General features: G+C 55.4%; 14 protein-coding genes. 5 read left to right on the top strand and 9 right to left on the bottom strand.

The genetic code is table 11. The annotated features are described in order from the left end of the window. Nucleotides 1-101: 101 nt before the first annotated feature. Nucleotides 102-893, top strand: coding sequence for an alpha/beta fold hydrolase (locus tag QJ48_RS23580; protein WP_054975930.1), 792 nt, complete (start codon nucleotides 102-104; stop codon nucleotides 891-893). A gap of 117 nt (nucleotides 894-1,010) precedes the next feature. On the opposite strand, the gene pyk is transcribed toward QJ48_RS23580, so the two are convergent. Further along, a complete protein-coding gene (gene pyk, locus QJ48_RS23575) occupies nucleotides 1,011-2,438 on the bottom strand; it encodes a pyruvate kinase (RefSeq protein WP_054975929.1) in 1,428 nt (475 codons plus the stop codon). A gap of 177 nt (nucleotides 2,439-2,615) precedes the next feature. Here pyk and QJ48_RS23570 point away from each other — a divergent pair, with 177 nt between their 5' ends. The 3 genes from QJ48_RS23570 to QJ48_RS23560 all read left to right on the top strand — a co-directional run bounded on the left by QJ48_RS23570 (nucleotide 2,616) and on the right by QJ48_RS23560 (nucleotide 5,305). Then, on the top strand, nucleotides 2,616-3,398 hold the full coding sequence (locus QJ48_RS23570) for an AraC family transcriptional regulator (protein WP_054975928.1): 783 nt from the start codon (nucleotides 2,616-2,618) through the stop codon (nucleotides 3,396-3,398). Between the two features lie 115 nt (nucleotides 3,399-3,513). After that, a complete protein-coding gene (locus tag QJ48_RS23565; RefSeq protein ID WP_054975927.1) occupies nucleotides 3,514-4,737 on the top strand; it encodes an FAD-dependent monooxygenase in 1,224 nt (407 codons plus the stop codon). A gap of 133 nt (nucleotides 4,738-4,870) precedes the next feature. After that, nucleotides 4,871-5,305, top strand: a complete 435-nt coding sequence (locus tag QJ48_RS23560; RefSeq protein WP_082420655.1) for a thiol-disulfide oxidoreductase DCC family protein — start codon at nucleotides 4,871-4,873, stop codon at nucleotides 5,303-5,305. A gap of 27 nt (nucleotides 5,306-5,332) precedes the next feature. On the opposite strand, the gene QJ48_RS23555 is transcribed toward QJ48_RS23560, so the two are convergent. Beyond that, nucleotides 5,333-6,166, bottom strand: coding sequence for an AraC family transcriptional regulator (locus QJ48_RS23555; protein ID WP_054975925.1), 834 nt, complete (start codon nucleotides 6,164-6,166; stop codon nucleotides 5,333-5,335). A 125-nt stretch (nucleotides 6,167-6,291) separates the two neighbouring features. Here QJ48_RS23555 and QJ48_RS23550 point away from each other — a divergent pair, with 125 nt between their 5' ends. Then, on the top strand, nucleotides 6,292-7,314 hold the full coding sequence (locus tag QJ48_RS23550; RefSeq protein ID WP_054975924.1) for a Gfo/Idh/MocA family protein: 1,023 nt from the start codon (nucleotides 6,292-6,294) through the stop codon (nucleotides 7,312-7,314). A gap of 57 nt (nucleotides 7,315-7,371) precedes the next feature. Here the strand turns inward: QJ48_RS23550 and QJ48_RS23545 are convergent, their stop codons facing one another. From QJ48_RS23545 to QJ48_RS23515, 7 genes are all read right to left on the bottom strand, one after another. Continuing rightward, nucleotides 7,372-8,286: an alpha/beta hydrolase gene (locus QJ48_RS23545; RefSeq protein WP_054975923.1), complete on the bottom strand. Its 915-nt coding sequence runs from the start codon at nucleotides 8,284-8,286 to the stop codon at nucleotides 7,372-7,374. A 133-nt stretch (nucleotides 8,287-8,419) separates the two neighbouring features. After that, nucleotides 8,420-9,664 carry an ABC transporter permease gene (locus QJ48_RS23540; RefSeq protein ID WP_054975922.1) on the bottom strand — a complete coding sequence of 415 codons (1,245 nt, stop codon included), beginning with the start codon at nucleotides 9,662-9,664 and terminating at the stop codon, nucleotides 8,420-8,422. Next, on the bottom strand, nucleotides 9,661-10,410 hold the full coding sequence (locus QJ48_RS23535; protein WP_054975921.1) for an ABC transporter ATP-binding protein: 750 nt from the start codon (nucleotides 10,408-10,410) through the stop codon (nucleotides 9,661-9,663). Before QJ48_RS23535 ends, QJ48_RS23540 begins: the two co-directional genes overlap by 4 nt. 315 nt (nucleotides 10,411-10,725) lie before the next feature. Continuing rightward, nucleotides 10,726-11,508, bottom strand: a complete 783-nt coding sequence (locus QJ48_RS23530; RefSeq protein WP_054975920.1) for a formate/nitrite transporter family protein — start codon at nucleotides 11,506-11,508, stop codon at nucleotides 10,726-10,728. 60 nt (nucleotides 11,509-11,568) lie between these two features. Beyond that, nucleotides 11,569-11,907 (bottom strand): nitrite reductase small subunit NirD, encoded by a 339-nt coding sequence (gene nirD / locus QJ48_RS23525; protein ID WP_054975919.1) that lies wholly within the window; start codon nucleotides 11,905-11,907, stop codon nucleotides 11,569-11,571. Nucleotides 11,908-11,942: 35 nt separating this feature from the next. Continuing rightward, on the bottom strand, nucleotides 11,943-14,375 hold the full coding sequence (gene nirB / locus QJ48_RS23520) for a nitrite reductase large subunit NirB (protein ID WP_054975918.1): 2,433 nt from the start codon (nucleotides 14,373-14,375) through the stop codon (nucleotides 11,943-11,945). Between the two features lie 276 nt (nucleotides 14,376-14,651). Next, nucleotides 14,652-15,908 (bottom strand): APC family permease, encoded by a 1,257-nt coding sequence (locus QJ48_RS23515; protein WP_054975917.1) that lies wholly within the window; start codon nucleotides 15,906-15,908, stop codon nucleotides 14,652-14,654. Between the last annotated feature and the right edge of the window lie 498 nt (nucleotides 15,909-16,406).

Genomic DNA, 16,406 nt, shown 5'->3' with positions numbered 1-16,406 from the left:
ATACCCCACCGGCGTATGCAGAGAATTTTCCACGCGAAGCGGGTTTCTCAACAAGCTCGGCTAACCATCGATGGCATGTGAAAAAAGAGGAGTGGATCATCATGGACAAGCGGTATGCGGACGTAAACGGCACGAGGCTGGCCTACATCGACCGGGGAAAAGGAACCCCTGTCATTTTGCTTCACGGCTTTTGCGGGAGCTCCGCATATTATGACGAAGTCGCGCCGCTGCTCGAAGGCCGCTGCCGGTTGATTATACCGGATCTGCGCGGGCATGGCGCATCCGACGCCCCCGAAGGGACGTATACGATGGAGGCGATGGCCGACGATATCGCCGCATTAATCGACCGGCTGAATATCGGCCGACCGGTCGTGCTCGGCCATTCGCTGGGCGGGTACGTGACGCTTGCGCTGGCCGAGAAGCACGAGGACAAGCTGCTTGCGTTCGGCTTGCTTCATTCGACCGCGTTTCCGGACGATGAGAAGGGCAAGGAAGGCCGATTGAGGGCGAAGGAGACGATCCGGGAGCAAGGGCTCCCGGCGTTTATCGAAGGATTGATCCCGAAGCTGTTTGCTCCGGCCCATCTGGAGACGATGCCGGAGGCGGTGCGCAAAGCAAAGGAGATCGGGCAGGGGACGAGCGCGGAAGGCGCGGTCCGTACGCTGGAAGGGATGCGGCAGCGGCCGGACCGCAATGCCGTATTGTCCGCTGCGCACGTGCCGGTGCTGCTCGTCGCCGGGACGGGCGATCAGATCATTCCGCCGCAGCGGACGTTCTCCGTCGACAAGGACGCATTTCAGCGCAGCCAGATCGACGGAGCAGGCCACATGAGCATGATGGAAGCGCCGGGCGAGCTGGCGCAGGCGATCCTTGCGTTTACGTCGAAGCTTTAACCGATCGATGAAGCAGGGCCGCCACTCGGGCTGATTGATTTGAAAAAAAGGGATGACGGCGACCGTCGGCAGGCTGAGCCTCGACACGCGGACGCTTGTCATCCCTTTGCGTTTATTTTAATGCATCAAATCGGACACATGCTGGATCTTGATGAGGTTGGTCGTGCCCGTGCTTCCGAGAGGCACCCCGGCCGTTATAACGACCAGATCGTCGGCTTCCAGCAAGCCTTCTTTTATTCCGCGGCTGACGACGGAGGAGAACAGCTCGTCCGTCGAACCGACCTGCTCGCCCAGGATCGGGACGACGCCCCATACCAAATTCAAATTCCGCATGACGGTCTCGTTCGGCGTAATCGCTATGATCGGAGCGTCAGGGCGATATTTGGACACCATGCGGGCAGTGAAGCCGGTCGCGGTGGAGGTCAGAATCGCCTTGGCATTCAGATCGTCGGCCGAACCGACGACAGCCTGGCTGATCGCCTCCGTCACGCTGCTGCGGACCAGCACGTGGCCCAGCTTGCGCTTGCGGTATTCCGGCGACGATTCGGTCTGCTCGGCAATACGCGCCATCGTGGCGACCGACTCGACCGGGTATTTGCCCGAGGCCGTTTCCCCGGACAGCATCACGGCGTCGGAGCCGTCAAACACGGCGTTGGCGACGTCGCTCGCTTCCGCGCGGGTCGGACGCGGATTGTTCTGCATCGAGTCGAGCATGTGCGTCGCCGTAATGACCGGCTTGCCGGCCCGGTTGCACTTTTGGATCATCTGCTTTTGAATAATAGGCACGTCTTCGACCGGAATTTCCACGCCCAAATCTCCGCGCGCCACCATCAAGCCGTCCGAAGCTTCCAAAATTTCGTCCAGATTGTCGACGCCTTCCAGGTTTTCGATTTTCGAAATGATTTGAATGTCAGGCGCCCCGTACTGCTCCAGAAGATGCCGCACTTCCAGCACGTCTGCCGCTTTGCGGACGAACGACATCGCGATCATGTCGATGCCTTCCCGCACCCCGAAACGGATATGCTCGATATCCCGCTCCGTCACACCGGGAAGCGAGGTGCTCACGCCGGGAAGGTTGACGCCTTTGCGCGCCTTCAGGACACCGCCGTTCAAGATCCGGCAGCGGATTTCCGTGCCTTCGATTTCTTCTACCTTCAGCTCGATCAGCCCGTCGTCGATCAGGATGGACGTGCCGACGGACACATCCTTCGGGAGGTCCGGATACGATACGGGAATGCGCTGGCCGTCCCCAAGAACCGGCTCGGTCGTCAGCACGACCTGCTCGTTTTGCTTCAACGTGTACGAAGCTTCAACCAGCTTGCCGGTGCGGATTTCGGGGCCTTTGATATCGATCATAATGGCAATGGGCCGGTTCAGCTCTTTCCCGGCTTGCCGGATATTCGCAATGCGGCTGCTGTGCTCGGCCGGCTCGCCGTGGGCAAAGTTCAGCCGCGCGACGTTCATCCCCGCCTCAATCAGCTTTTTCAACTGCTCCACCGTCTCGCAGGACGGGCCGATCGTACATACTATTTTCGTTTTTCGCATAGGTCTCATTCTCCTTCGGCTTGTCCGGACATCCGGGACTCCGTCATCTCCGAATTTTCCGGGCAGGTACAAGATGTCTGTAATGAACGTATTGTAACGAAAAAATTGCCGTTGCACTATGAAATATAGTACACTTTTTGTAAAATAGTTTGATCATCTTGTGAAGGAGGTGCGGGAATGATTCGGCTCATGGCTTCGGCCCACGATTTAGGGCACGGGTGGAACATCGCCTCCGAGGACAGCCCGGCAGCCTATTCGCTTCATGCCGTGGCCTACGGGAAATGCTGCTACTGGGTCCGCCATGAGAAGATCGTGATGGAAAAAGGCGACGTGCTGTTTGTGCCGCGTGACGTGCCGTTTTACGCCAAGAGCATTCCGACCGTCGCTCACGAGAAATACCGCGTCGAGTTCACCGCAGAGCCGGAAGAAGGCTTGCTGCCGGTGCTGGACGAAGCCGGGCCGGTTGTGTTCAAGCCGAGAAATATGGATCTGCTGCTGCGGCTGATGAAGAAGCTGCATGCGCAATGGACGGACCGGCCCGATTATTACCAGGTGAAGTGTCTGAGCCTTCTGCTTGATTTGCTGGCTGAGTTCAATCGGGACTACGACGCGTTCCGCAGGCCGGATGTCAAGAGCGCGCAGACCGCCCTGATGAAAAAGTATGTTCAAGAGCATTACCGGGAAAAAGTGACGAAGGAAGAGCTCGGCCGGTTCATCGGCAAAAGTCCCGCTTATGCGGCGACGATCTTCAAGGAAACGACCGGGCAAACGATCGGGGAATACGTCCATGCGCTGCGGATCGAAGCGTCCAAATATTTGCTCCGTCATTCGGAGCTGACGATAGGCGATATCGCCGACCACCTGGGCTACTGCGACCAGTCGTATTTTCAGCGCACCTTCAAGCGGATCACGGGCGAGAAGCCTTCCCTCTACATGAACGAACGGGAAAAGAAACGGTAGGCGACAGCTCTCCATTGACGGGAGGTCAGCGGGCGGAGTATACTGAAATCATGAAAGTGAGTGCTCACTCATTTTGGTTTAAGTCACGATCTTCGCACAAACGGAGGCGATAACGATGGTTCATCGCGTGATGGAAAAAGACGTTTGTATTGCGGGAGGCGGCCCGGCCGGACTCATTCTCGGCATGCTGCTGGCCAAAGCCGGCGTCGATGTCGTTGTGCTTGAAAGTCATGACAACTTTGACCGCGAATATCGCGGGGAGGTGCTTCAGCCGCGTTTTCTGCAGCTGCTGGAGCAAGTGAATTTGCGGAGCTATATCGAATCGTTCCCCTCGTCGAAGGTGCGCAAGGGCGCCCTCTATTACAAAGACAAGCGGCTCGGCGAGTTCAGCTTCGATAATATCTCCGAGGAAATCCCGTACGCGCTCTGGATGCCGCAGCCTATTCTGCTGCAGGCGCTTTACGACAAAGCGAAGTCCTTGCCTTCCTTCGAGCTGTTGTTTCACGCCGCAGTGAAGGAGCTGCGCTATGAGGGAGAACGGGTCACCGGTACGATCGCCCAGACGCCGGAAGGAACGCTGGAGGTACGCGCCCTCGTCACGGTCGGAGCGGACGGCCGCTTCTCGGCTATCAGTCGGTTGGGCGGGTTTGAGACGGAATATGAGCACCTCGCGGGCGATCTGATCTGGTTCACGATCCCGAAGCCGGACGATTGGGGCGACGAGCTGCGGCTTAAAATAACCGACGGCTACGGCTACATCATTTTGCCGAAATACCCGAATTGTCTTCAGGTCGGCGTCGCCGTGCCCCTAGGCGAATGGAAGGCGATCCGGGAGCACGGCATCGAGCCGTTCCGCCAAGAACTGCTGGCCGCGCATCCGGCATTTCGCGAATTTGCCGAAGCGCTGACCGATTTCAAGCCGTTTGTGCTTCTGCAGGTCAAGGACTTCTACATCAAGCGGTGGGCCAAGGACGGCTGCCTGCTCATCGGAGACGCTGCGCACTGCGCTTCTCCCGTCGGCGCGGTCGGCGTATCCTTATCCGTCACCACGGCGGTGATTGCGGCGGACGTCATTTACGATGCGCTCCAGGACGGCGACGTGTCCGCGGATCGTCTCGGACGCGTTCAAGCGCTGCGCGACAGCGAAATTCGCTCGGTGCACAAAATGCAAGCGCGTGCGGCGAGAATGTTTTTTACCTCGACCCCATTTGTCCGAACGCTTGCTCCGGTGGTTATCTCCCTGGTTACGCGTACCAAGCTGCTGGCGGCGGTTCAGCGCAGGGTGCTGAGCCTGTCCGGCAAGATGCCGATTCATGAGCGGTTTACTTTTCAAGACTAACATGCTAGATGGAGTTACACCCACCACCGGTCCCGGGGCGCACAAGTGCCTTCCGGGACCGTTTTTTTGTGGACGCCACAAAGAGAGCGCATGGTGTACAATAGAATAAAGTAAGGCTTACGGAAGGAGGGGGATGGAAATGAAATCGCGTAAAGCGACGGAAGCGGAGCGGAATCCGCTTGTGTTTTACGACGGGGTGTGCGGATTTTGCCAACGGGTCGTGCAGTTCATAATTCCCCGTGACCGAAGCGCCGCCTTTCGGTTCGTCGCCATCCAATCCGAGACCGGAAGCCGACTGCTGCTGCGGCACGGGCTCGATCCCGCCGGGCTGAACACGTTCGTGCTGCTTGAACAGGGCCGGGTGTACACGCGATCGACCGCGGGACTCCGGGTGCTCCGCAGGCTGGACGGAGCATGGCCGCTGCTCTACGCATGTATCGTCGTCCCGCGGCCGCTGCGGGATTTGGTTTACGGCTGGATCGCCGCGAACCGGTACCGCTTTTTCGGCAAAAGCGACTCCTGCATGCTGCCGCCTCCCGAAGTGCGGGAACGGTTTCTCGATACGTAAGGGGCATGCTGCGTTTCCCCGTTCCGGTTATCGGTTGCGGTACTGCCCGGGGGGAACCCCGACAAGCCGCTTGAACATGCGGATAAAGTGCGAATAATCGTTGAAGCCGGAGCCTTCGCAGGCAGCGGTGACATTATGCCCCTCCTGAAGCAGCTTTTTGGCGCGGGCAATCCGTTTGAGCAAAATATATTCGTGAATCGTGCTTCCCGTATGCTTGCGGAAGAGACGGCTGAGATAAAAGCGGTTCATATAAAATTGCCGCTCCAGCGCTTCCAGCGTCAAATCATGCTCCAGGTGCCCGTCGATATATTCGAGCAGCGGCCCCAGCTTTTCGTGCGTAACGGCCGGACTGTAGCCGGTGCCCGAGCGATGGTCGCGGAACGACTGATTGACCAGCACGAGCAGCTCGATCATGCAGGCGGTCAGCAGCAGATCGGCTCCGTCCGGCGGCTCAGACAACAGAAGCTCGGCCTTCTTGAACAAAGCGAGCGCGGCATCCAGCTGGGGGCGACTGAGCGTAATCCGGTTGGCCTCCCCTTGCGGCCGGTTGACGAAGCAATCGAGCATAGGGAAATCCGAGACCAACGCCAGACTGGCGGCGATGGAGGGATCGAAATGGATGACGACATTTTCATACGGCGCATTCGATCGAAAGGTCGGCTTATGCAGCTCCCGGTTGTTTAAAATCAGCATGTCGCCGTAGCTGAGCGGGTAAACGTTTTTATCGATCAGATAATGGACGTCCCCGGCGATAAAAAAGTAAATCTCGAACCGGTCGTGAAGATGAAAATCGATTTTTGGAGGCGTTTCCATCCGGCGGTGGGTAAAGTCGAAATACTTGTTTTTTCCATGAATGTGCATGGCCGTTTTCCTCTATCGGGTGAAAGTCAAAAAAAGCAATAAATTTAGCAATCGATGCAAGGAAGTTGTTTTTATTATACGTCATGATGGAGATATTCTACCACTGAAGAAACTAGGTGAACCCTGTGAAACGTTTAGGTACGGCTCTGATCGGCTGCGGCGCGATAGCCGGTGTTCATTTGCCAGTGATTTCCAAGCTCGGCTTGGCCGATTTGAAAGCGGTTGTCGACACGGATGAAACGGTCGGGCGGCGAACCGCACAGCAGTACGGCTGCGATTATTACGCGGATTACCGCGATATACTGAAGCGTAGCGATATCGACGTCATCCACATATGCACCGGCCATTATCTGCATGCTCCCATGACCGTTGACGCGCTGGCGGCAGGCAAGCATGTGCTGACGGAGAAGCCGATGGCCGAGAACAAAGTGTCGGCGCGCACGATGCTGGAGGCGGCGGCGAAGCATACGAACGTGCAGCTCGGCGTCATTTTCCAGAACCGGTACAATCCCGCTTCGGTCCGTATGAAACAAGCGATCGATTCGGGGGAGCTCGGCAAGCTGCTCTGCATGAAAGGCATCGTGACCTGGTACCGCAGCCCACAGTATTACGAGACCGAGTGGAAGGGGCGCTGGGCGACGGAAGGCGGCGGCGTGCTCATTAACCAAGCGATTCATACGCTCGATTTGCTGCAGTGGTTCGGCGGCGAGGTGGAGAGCATCAAGGGCTCGATTTCGACCGATGCGCTCGAAGGCGTCATCGAAGTCGAAGATTCGGCGCATGCCCATTTGGTGTTCGCCAGCGGGGCGACGGCGGTGTTTTATGCAACGAATGCGTACGGCGTCAACTCCCCGGTGGAGGTGGAGCTGGTATTCGAGCAGGGACGGCTGCATTTGCTGGGCGACACTTTGTATTTGCATCGGAACGGCACATCGGCGGTTTTGAGCGAGCCTGTACCGAACGATCTAGGGGGAAAATCGTACTGGGGCGTCAGCCACGGCTACCAAATCCGCGATTTTTACGAGCATGTGCTGGACGGAAGGCCTTACCCGCTGAATGGGCCCGAGGGCTACAAAGCGCTCCGGCTCGTGGCGGACATTTACGAATCGTCCCGCAGCGGGCAGCGGATTCGTTATACTTCTCCTTAATAATGAAAAAACGAGCCTCCGGCGCATAAAAGCACCGCGGCTCGTTTTTTCTGCATTTTACAATTTTTCCAAGAAAGCCGTCACTTTCTGCACATACTCCGCTTTGAGCGGCGGATAGTTCCTGGCATGTCCTTCGGCTGCCGTCGTCCACAACTCGAACTTATCCTTGTGCTTCTCCCACATCGACTCGCTGTTGCGGTAAGGAATCGAGGGGTCGTTCGTGCTGTGAATGAACAGCACCGGCCGCGGGTAAATGCGGTCGACCGCCGCGAGCCCGTCGACCTGATCCGTATCGATCCCGATCAGCGGAGGCAAAATGCTCAAGATCAGCGGCGTAAAAGGGAAGTTGGGCAAATTCGACCAAACAGGCAAATTGTCCTTCAAATAGCGGGTCAAATGATTAAACGGACTGTCCGCCACCACACCGAGAACGGACGGCTCTTCCGCCGCGGCAAGCAGCGAAGTGCTGGCTCCCATCGAGAAGCCGAGCAGCGCTAGCTTGCCCGGATGGTTTTTGTTCATCCAATCGATAGCGCCGAGCAGGTCGTGCTTTTCATAGTAGCCGATCGAAGTCACGCTGCCTTCGGATTCCCCGGCGTTGCGAAAATCGAACATCAGCACGCTGTAGCCCCGGTCCGTCAGCTCTTTGGCTAATGACAACGCTTCGGCGCTTTTTTGCAATCGGTTATTCTTGTACCCGTGGGCCATAATGATGTTCGGTTTGGCGGCAGCGTCTTCTCCTTCTATTACTTTGCCCGGCAAGTACCAGCCTTTCAGGGTCAGCCCGCCTTCGCGGCTTGGGAATTGCACGTTTTCGTAGGCGAGCCCGAGGCGTTCCGGCGAATCATCCAGAGCCTTCGGCACAGGGTGGGATAGCTTCCACCCCACATAGACCGAGATTCCTATACAAGCGATCACCGCTACGGCCAGCAATCCGACGACGATCCGCAGCCATAACGGGCTCCTCGACATGCTTCTTCGCCTTCGTGACACTCTCGATATCGCAGGGGTTGGTTTCATAGGTCGCGTTCCTTTCTTTATCCAAAAACGGTCTGATTCTAAAAGCAACCCCATTATACGACAGGATCGGATAAGGGGACAGGGTCTATTTCTTTTTTGCGGCTCGCTTCGCGCGCATGGTCCATCTGGTGTACCCGTAAGATAGCGCCAACCCGGCGCACAGCGTCACAACGGCGTATCCTGGATGGGACATCGCCCACAGCAGAGGCACGCCTAGCAGAAGCAGGCATGCGGCATGAATGCGGAAACGGACGGCTGCGGCCGAACGCATGCGCAACTCCGGCGGAAGCGGGTATATGTACGACCAATCGGAGTGACGGTATGCTTTTTGCAGCTCTTTAAGCTGGAGCATCGTTAATCCCGCAAACAGGGCGAATAAGAAGACGGCAAGCGCATCGCCGCGGGTCCAGGCAAGCAGTAAGAAGCCGAGCGCCGTCAGCCGCATCGTTATTCCGCCCAGCTCGGAGCGAAGCCATACCAATGTAAACAAGTAACGGTAAGTATGAGCCGAATCGTACCCGAAGCCTCCGAGCCTCCGGAGAAGCTCCATCGGCGCGCGAATCGGCGTCGGACGGTTCGGGATATCCGCCACATCGATAAAATAGTTCAGAAGCCTGAAAATCCGCGCCCGCTGTTTTTGCTCCGTCTCGGCGAGCCTTAGCCAGTTCAAGATTCTTTTGCCGCCCATGAGCCGCAGCACCCCGAGGTAAACGAGCAGCAATGCCGAGACGGCCAACGTTCCCGTCCACAGCGGCAGGCGGAGCAGAAGCAGAGCCGCTGCGGCGGCAGCGAGCCAACGAAGCGCGGACCATAGAGCGATCAGCAGACGGTCCGTCAGCTTGAGTTCCAGCCATGCGCCGTGGATCAGCGCTCGTTTGGCGAGAATCGCCATGATCAGCACGTGAGCGAATTGAACGAGGCTTCCGCCGGCCGCCATGGCATACATCGGCCAAACCGCCATCCATACGGCAAGCACCAGGAACGACTGCATCCAAAATGACCGCATCACCGCCCGATGTATATAACCCGACAGCTTCGTTTCCATCGGAAGCAAATAGATGAAGTCCGCGTTCCTTATGTAGGTCCGAACCGGGGATAATGCCAAGAAGGGCAGGAGCACGAGCGCTGCGGTTTCGCGAAATGGAAAATCCGGCGGCGCCTCGCTTAGTAACCGGGTATAAAAGTATCCTCCGGCCAGCATAATCAAAATAGCCGCGTAAGAGAAGCTTTGCAGCGCATACCCGGCATAGGGCCGTACTTCCCGCCAAAACTCCGAAGTTCGTTTGCTCCACAGTCCCGAAATTTCGGAAGGCAGCTCGTGTTTGTTCATCGCAGCGTCACGTCCCGGGTAACCAGGCTGCAAAACAAGTCGTCGAGCGAAGCGCCCGGCATATCCGTCTGCTTCCGCAGCGCCTCCACGTCCCCCTCAGCCGTCAGCCGGCCTTGATGGAGCAGAAGGAAACGGTCGCCATACCGTTCGATCGTGGACAAAATATGCGAACTGATCAGAATGGCGCCGCCGCTTTCTTTGACACGGACCATTAGCTCGAGGAGCGCCCGGATGCCGAGCGGGTCCAGGCCGAGAAAAGGCTCGTCGATAATATATAAGGCAGGCCGTACGAGAAAAGCGCTCATGATCATGACCTTTTGCTTCATCCCTTTGGATAAATGAGCCGACAAACGGTTCCAGTTGGCGGTCATTTGAAATTCGTCCAGCAGGGCGGCGGCCCGCTCTTCGAAGGCGTCTTTAGGGATGCCGTAAGCCATCGCGGCCATTTCGAGATGCTCTTTCACCGTCAATTCTTCGTACAAAAGCGGATTTTCCGGTACGTAGGCATACGTTTGCCGATAGGCTGTCGGGTCTTGCTCCACGGATCTGCCGTTAAGCAGAATTTGACCGCTGTGCGGTTGCATCAGGCCGAGGATATGCTTGATCGTCGTGCTTTTGCCGGCCCCGTTCAATCCGATCAGGCCGACCATCTCTCCTGGACGAACCGAGAACGACAGATCGTGCAGCACCGGCTTTTTGCGGCTGTATCCGCCGGTCAGCTTTTCAACCTTCAATAAAGGCTGCATGTCCATTCACCTCATCGCTATTGTACCTTGTTTTCCCCGGAAAAGAAAAAAATGCCGCAGTCGCGGCAAAGACTTGTTGAGAAAGTGGTGAATTGAGGTAATAGAGGTGTACGAGGGGGTGGGGTATCTACTTCCGGTCGCTGTTGTCAGCGGGAAACTTTGATTGAAGCCGCTTAGTAGCGGGTATTTCCCGCAGACAAAGGCAAACGCTATCGCTCCTCCAGTAGATACCCCACCTCTGTTTGTATCTCTTTTCTTGTCAAAAAACACTTTCTCAACATTCTGATGCCAATCGCAGCAAAGTTTTATTAACAACTAAGACTTGCTTCGCACGGGAGAGATGAACCAGTAAGCCATCCCGACGAAAAAGCCGCCGCCGACGATGTTGCCGAGCGTGACCGGAATCATATTGTTAAGCCAGCCGCCAATCGAGATCGTTTCGGGATGCTGCGGCAGCAAATAGGCCAAACTAAGGAGCGTCATATTGGCGACGCTATGCTCGTAGCCGCTGGCGATAAAGGCATACAGGCACCACCAGATGAGCACCAGCTTGGCGATATCTTCCTTCGCCCTTCCCGCCATCCATAAAGCCAGGCAGACGAGCCAGTTACACAGAATGCCGCGGAAGAATGATTCCCAGAACGGAAGCGCCATTTTTTTGGCCGCAGCGGCGAAGATCAGATGCTCCGGAGCTGCCGTTTTGAAAAGACCGGTACCGACGATCAGCAAGGAAAGGATTACGGCTCCGGCCAAGTTCCCAAGGAACACGATGACCCAGTTTTTCAGCGTATCGGTTACCGTCGTTCGGCGGGCAAGCGTGCTCATTGTAAAAAACATATTATTCCCGGTAAACAGCTCCGAGCCCGCGAAGACGACAAGCGTCAGCGCCAGACCAAAGGACATCCCCATCACCATGGGTTGAAAAGCGGACTTAGCAGCCGCAACCGGCGCTCCGACGGAGAAGATCAATATAATGCCCAGCCCGACGTACGCCCCGGCCAGCAAAGCGGACACTACATAGCGGGCGAGATTCTCGTTCATTTTCTCTTTCTTTTTTACAGCCGCTTCAACGATTGCTTCTACGCTTGATGTAAACATACGGCGGTCCTCCCCGGGTACTCTTCTGCGTTGTATAAAAGTCGGTCAAGCCTTTCCGCCTCAGACGGTTTGGATTGCAGGTGCAGCGAGGAAAACCTGACCGCCTTCCACTTTTGCCGGAAACGTCAGCACTTGTCCTTGATCGGGGAGCTGTACGAGCCCCGTAGTCAAATCGATTTTCCAGTCATGAAGCGGGTCGTACAGGTAATGCCCTGATACGATCCCTTCAGCGAGCGGTCCGCCTTTCGGATGCGGACTGCGATTTTCCAGCGCATAGACTCCTCCGTCCGAAGTTCGGAACACGGCGATATCCCATTCGCGCCATTTCACGGTGCGTCCGATTTGCGGCAAAAACTGATCAAGCGTTCCGATCGGATAAAAAGTTTCCTGCTCTTTCATATATTCCATACTCCTTTCTGTATACAAAGTTTAGTTTATTGGGCTGCTGGTTCCAGGTTTTGGAACAAAGCCGTGCGCGTATCCGTATCATTCAGCATTTTGGTCCACGGATCTTTAACCTGCGCCAATGCGAATTCGATCCGTTCCACCAGCGCTTTGCGGTTCTCCATATCGTCAACGACCGCCTTGCGGATCGTTTCCAGGCCCATTCGCTCCACCCATTCCGAAGTTCGCTCCAGATATTTTCCGGTCTCCCGGTAATATTGGATGATGGCCGCGCACAGGTCGATCAGCTCCTCATCGGTCTTTACTTTGCAGAGCGAATCCGCCAAACGCGCTTTAATTCCGCCGTTGCCGCCGATGAACAGCTCCCATCCGCCGTCATTGCCGACAATGCCGATATCCTTGGTGCACGCCTCTGCGCAGTTGCGAGGGCATCCGTTAACAGCCATTTTGAATTTGGCCGGCAGGTCCAGACGCTCGAATTTGCGTTCTAGGAATGCGCCCATGCTCATCGAATCCTGGGTGCCGAAGCGGCAAAATTGCGAGCCGACGCAGGTTTTAACGGTCCGCAGCGATTTTGCGTAGGCATAGCCCGAAGGCATCCCCAGCTCTTCCCAAACTTTGGGCACATCCTCTTTTTTCACGCCGATCAGATCCAGCCGCTGACCGCCGGTTACTTTAACGACCTTCACATCGTACTTCAGCGAAACGTCTGCGATTTTCTTCAAATCTTCCGGCGTTGTAACGCCGCCATACATCCGCGGAACGACGGTAAAGGTGCCGTCTTTCTGAATGTTAGCGCTCATTCGTTCATTGACGAAACGCGATTCCTTCTCGTCTTCATACGTATCTGGATAAATCATTCCCAAATAATAGTTCAACGCAGGGCGGCATTTGGAGCAGCCTTCCGGCTGGTTCCAGTCCAACACATGCATAATTTCTTTCGTTGAGGTCAATCCTTTAGCTCGAATCTCGGCGACAATTTCATCGCGGCCGAGAGTTGTGCAGCCACAGATGCCCTGCTTGACGGAAGCCTTGAAGCCGTCGCCAAGAACATGCTGCAGAATTTGCTCGACGACCGGCTTACAGCCGCCGCAGGACCGCGTTGCGCCCGTGCAGGCTTTAATTTCGTCGACCGTTGTCAATCCTTTTTCCGTGATGACGTCGACAATCGTTTTCTTGGTTACGCCGTTGCAGCCGCACACGATTTCTTCGTCGGCCATGGCTTCCACGGAAGCCGCGCCTTTCGCTCCGCCGCCGCAGCAACCGGTACCCATGAGAGAGTCGTAAATTTCGTCGGTCATTACGGTTTTTTGCTTGATCAGCTTTTGCAGATTGGCCGATTCCGTAATATCGCCGAAGAGCACCGCGCCCACCATCACATTTTGTTTCAGCAATATTTTTTTGTATGTTTGCTTCCATTCGTCCTTATGGGCAATGACGACATGCTCCGGATCTTCGATAAACTCGCCGGTGGAGAACACGTCTACACCCGAGATTTTCAGCTTCGTCGATACGACGGAGCCTTCATAAGGGAGTGTATCTACGCCGGACAGATGCTTGGCAAGCACCATGCCTTGTTCAAAAAGCGGGGCAACCAGTCCGTAGCAGACACCGCGGTGTTCGTTGCATTCGCCAACCGCATAAACGTCCGGCATGGAAGTTTGCATATAATCGTCTACCACGATCCCGCGCTTCGTCCAGATTCCGCTTGCTTGCGCTACGGCCACATTCGGCTTGATGCCCACGGCCATGACGACAAACTCTGCCTCCAGCACCGTATTGTCGGCAAACCGCAGTCCGGCGACACGTTCATCTCCGAACAGTTCTACGGTCTTTGCGCCCATCGCGAATTTGATGCCTTGACGCTCAAGCTCCGCCTTCAGCATCGATGCTGCTTGATGATCCAACTGGCGCTCCATCAAATCGTCCATTAGATGAACGACGGTCACGTCCATGCCGAGATGAACGAGACCTTTGGCCGCTTCCAGCCCAAGCAGCCCTCCACCGATAACGGCCGCCTTCTTATAAGACTTGGCTGCCTTCAGCATCTGCTGGCAATCCGAGATATCCCGGAAGCCGATCACGCCTTGCTTGTCGGTGCCGGGAATGGGCAGAATAAACGGATTCGAGCCCGTCGCGATAATGACTTTATCGTACGGCACACGCTCTCCATTTTCCGTTACGACCTCATGAGCCGCTTGATCGATATGCGAAACCGCCGTTCCGGTATGAAGCATAATGCCGTTTTCTTTGTACCAATCCCATCCATTTAATACAATATCGTCGAATGTTTTGCTGCCTTCCAGCACATAGGAGAGCAGAATACGATTATAGTTGGGATGCGGTTCACTGCCAAAAACGGTAATATCGAAGCGCGTTGTCAATTTCAAAATTTGTTCCACGGTACTGATGCCAGCCATTCCGTTTCCGATAACGACAAGTTTCTCTTTATTGAGGGTCATTGTCCGGCCTCCTCGAAAGCTTTGAATTTTTCTTGTGTATAAGGAAAGTATACAGGGAAGCTAACGAAAAATTAGTGATTTTTTTCACAACTATGCGATATTTATCACAGAGGAGTGTCAAATGTGACAAATTTAGTACGACTGGAAGCTGTGCCTCATGTTTTCCATTGTCAAAACGCGAAAAAGATCGCCGAATTCCTGGCTGACCTAGCCGGGAGGGCGATCTTTTCATAAGTTTCTATTACATATACATATGTGAATGGCACATGCTTTTTACTACGGGGAATTTGCGGCCGAAACTTTACGGCGATAGCGCAAATACAGCAGGCAGCCTGCGGCCACAACGGCCGGTACGGCCAAGTACTGCATCGAAAAGGGCGCAATCGCCAGACAAAGCGCTGACGCAGTCAATGCGGCCAAGCGGCCGGCTTTGTCGTTCCACAGCAGCTTAACGCAGGCAAACGAAGCTACAATATATACGAGAATCCCGAGCGTGGTGGGCACCAGAATTAAGCGGTCTACCGAAAACGAAGCCGCATAGCTGAAAGCCAGCGTCAACGTATTGGTTACAAACAGAAAGAACACCGAGCGGTAGGGCGTCCCGCTTTTGCTCGTTTTCGCAAACCATCGCGGCAGCTTTCCTTCGATGGCCAGCGCATACCCGAGGCGGGAGGAGCTGGCGAGGTATACGTTCAGCGTGCCGAGACATACGATACAGGCTACAACCACGGTTGCCAGCCCCGCGTTTAATCCGAGTGCCCGATTCATCAGCGCAGCCAGCGGCGCTTCGGTCCCAATGTCTCCGTACGTATGCGTTCCAATCGTCACCGCGGATAACAGCGTATATACGGCGCCGATAATAAAGACGCTGGCCCATGTGCAGCGCATCACGTCCCGCTTCGGGTTGCGGAACTCCGGTACGAGATGGGTGATGCTTTCCCAACCGAAAAACGCCCAAAAAATAAGCACGCACGCTTGCCCGATCCCGGTCAATCCGTGAGGAGCGAAAGGGTGGAAGTGGACCGCCTCCATGGCCGGAAGGCTGAAGCCGATCGTCAGCACCAGCAGGACGAGCACAATCCCGCTCAACCCCAGTGACACGAGACCGCTGATGCGCATTCCGAGCAGATTGGCGGCAAGCGCCGCTACCAGAAACAGAAAGGCGAAGCCATACAGCCATTCGCCCGCCAGTCCGAAGACCGTAACGATATAGGAAGCGCCGGTTAATCCGACTACGGCTTGTCCCGTCGCGACCCAAGCAAAAAAGAGCCAGCCGACGACAGCGCCGGACCGTTCTCCGAACGCCTGCTGTACGATCGTTGCGATTCCGCCGTAGTTTTCGTATTTCAGTGCAAGTCTGGCAAACGTGTAGGCAATCGGAACGCTTAATAAGGAAAGCAGAAGCCAAGAGATAACCGCCGCTGGCCCGGCAGCGTCCGCCGTGTATCCCGGCAAAATCAGAATGCCCGATCCCAGAACCGCCCCCATATATAGAGCCACGCCTTGCGTCATCGTAATTGTTCGTTTCGTCATCCGCGCCCCCCGCTTCTTATCTTTTTTAATAGATTAACATGAAAAAGGATATTTTTGAGAGCTCTTGCGCATAAGACAGCAATTATGTTATAGTGTCATTCCGGCCGTTTGAGCCGGCCACAATTTTCACGCAAGATAAGCGCAATGGCTGAAAAAATTTGGACTTGCATCTTCTTCGTGAAATGTGGTAAAGTTACTTTCGCTGTCTCATGCAGCACTTGATTAAACTTTCTGCGCTTGCGGGTTCGTCCCCTGGAATGGAAAAAATAAAGTGCTTGCCAAGCAGACGGCAAATGTGGTAGAGTAATGATCGTTGTCTTGAAAGCCTAGCTTAATTGAAACGGCCGAATGGCCTGAAATTAACAGTTGCAATCGGACAAGCGATGTGGTAAATTAGTCTTCCGGCTGTTTGAACAAACGGTTCGGAGATACTAAAACCAAATTGCCCTTTGAAAACTGAACATCGAGTGAGTGTCATAAAGAGAATGCAAATTCTCG

It is taken from the genome of Paenibacillus sp. A3, assembly GCF_001399685.1.
Taxonomy (GTDB): domain Bacteria; phylum Bacillota; class Bacilli; order Paenibacillales; family NBRC-103111; genus Paenibacillus_G.
The sequence above is the reverse complement of the archived record's forward strand: the minus strand, read 5'-3'. Positions and strand labels throughout refer to the sequence as shown.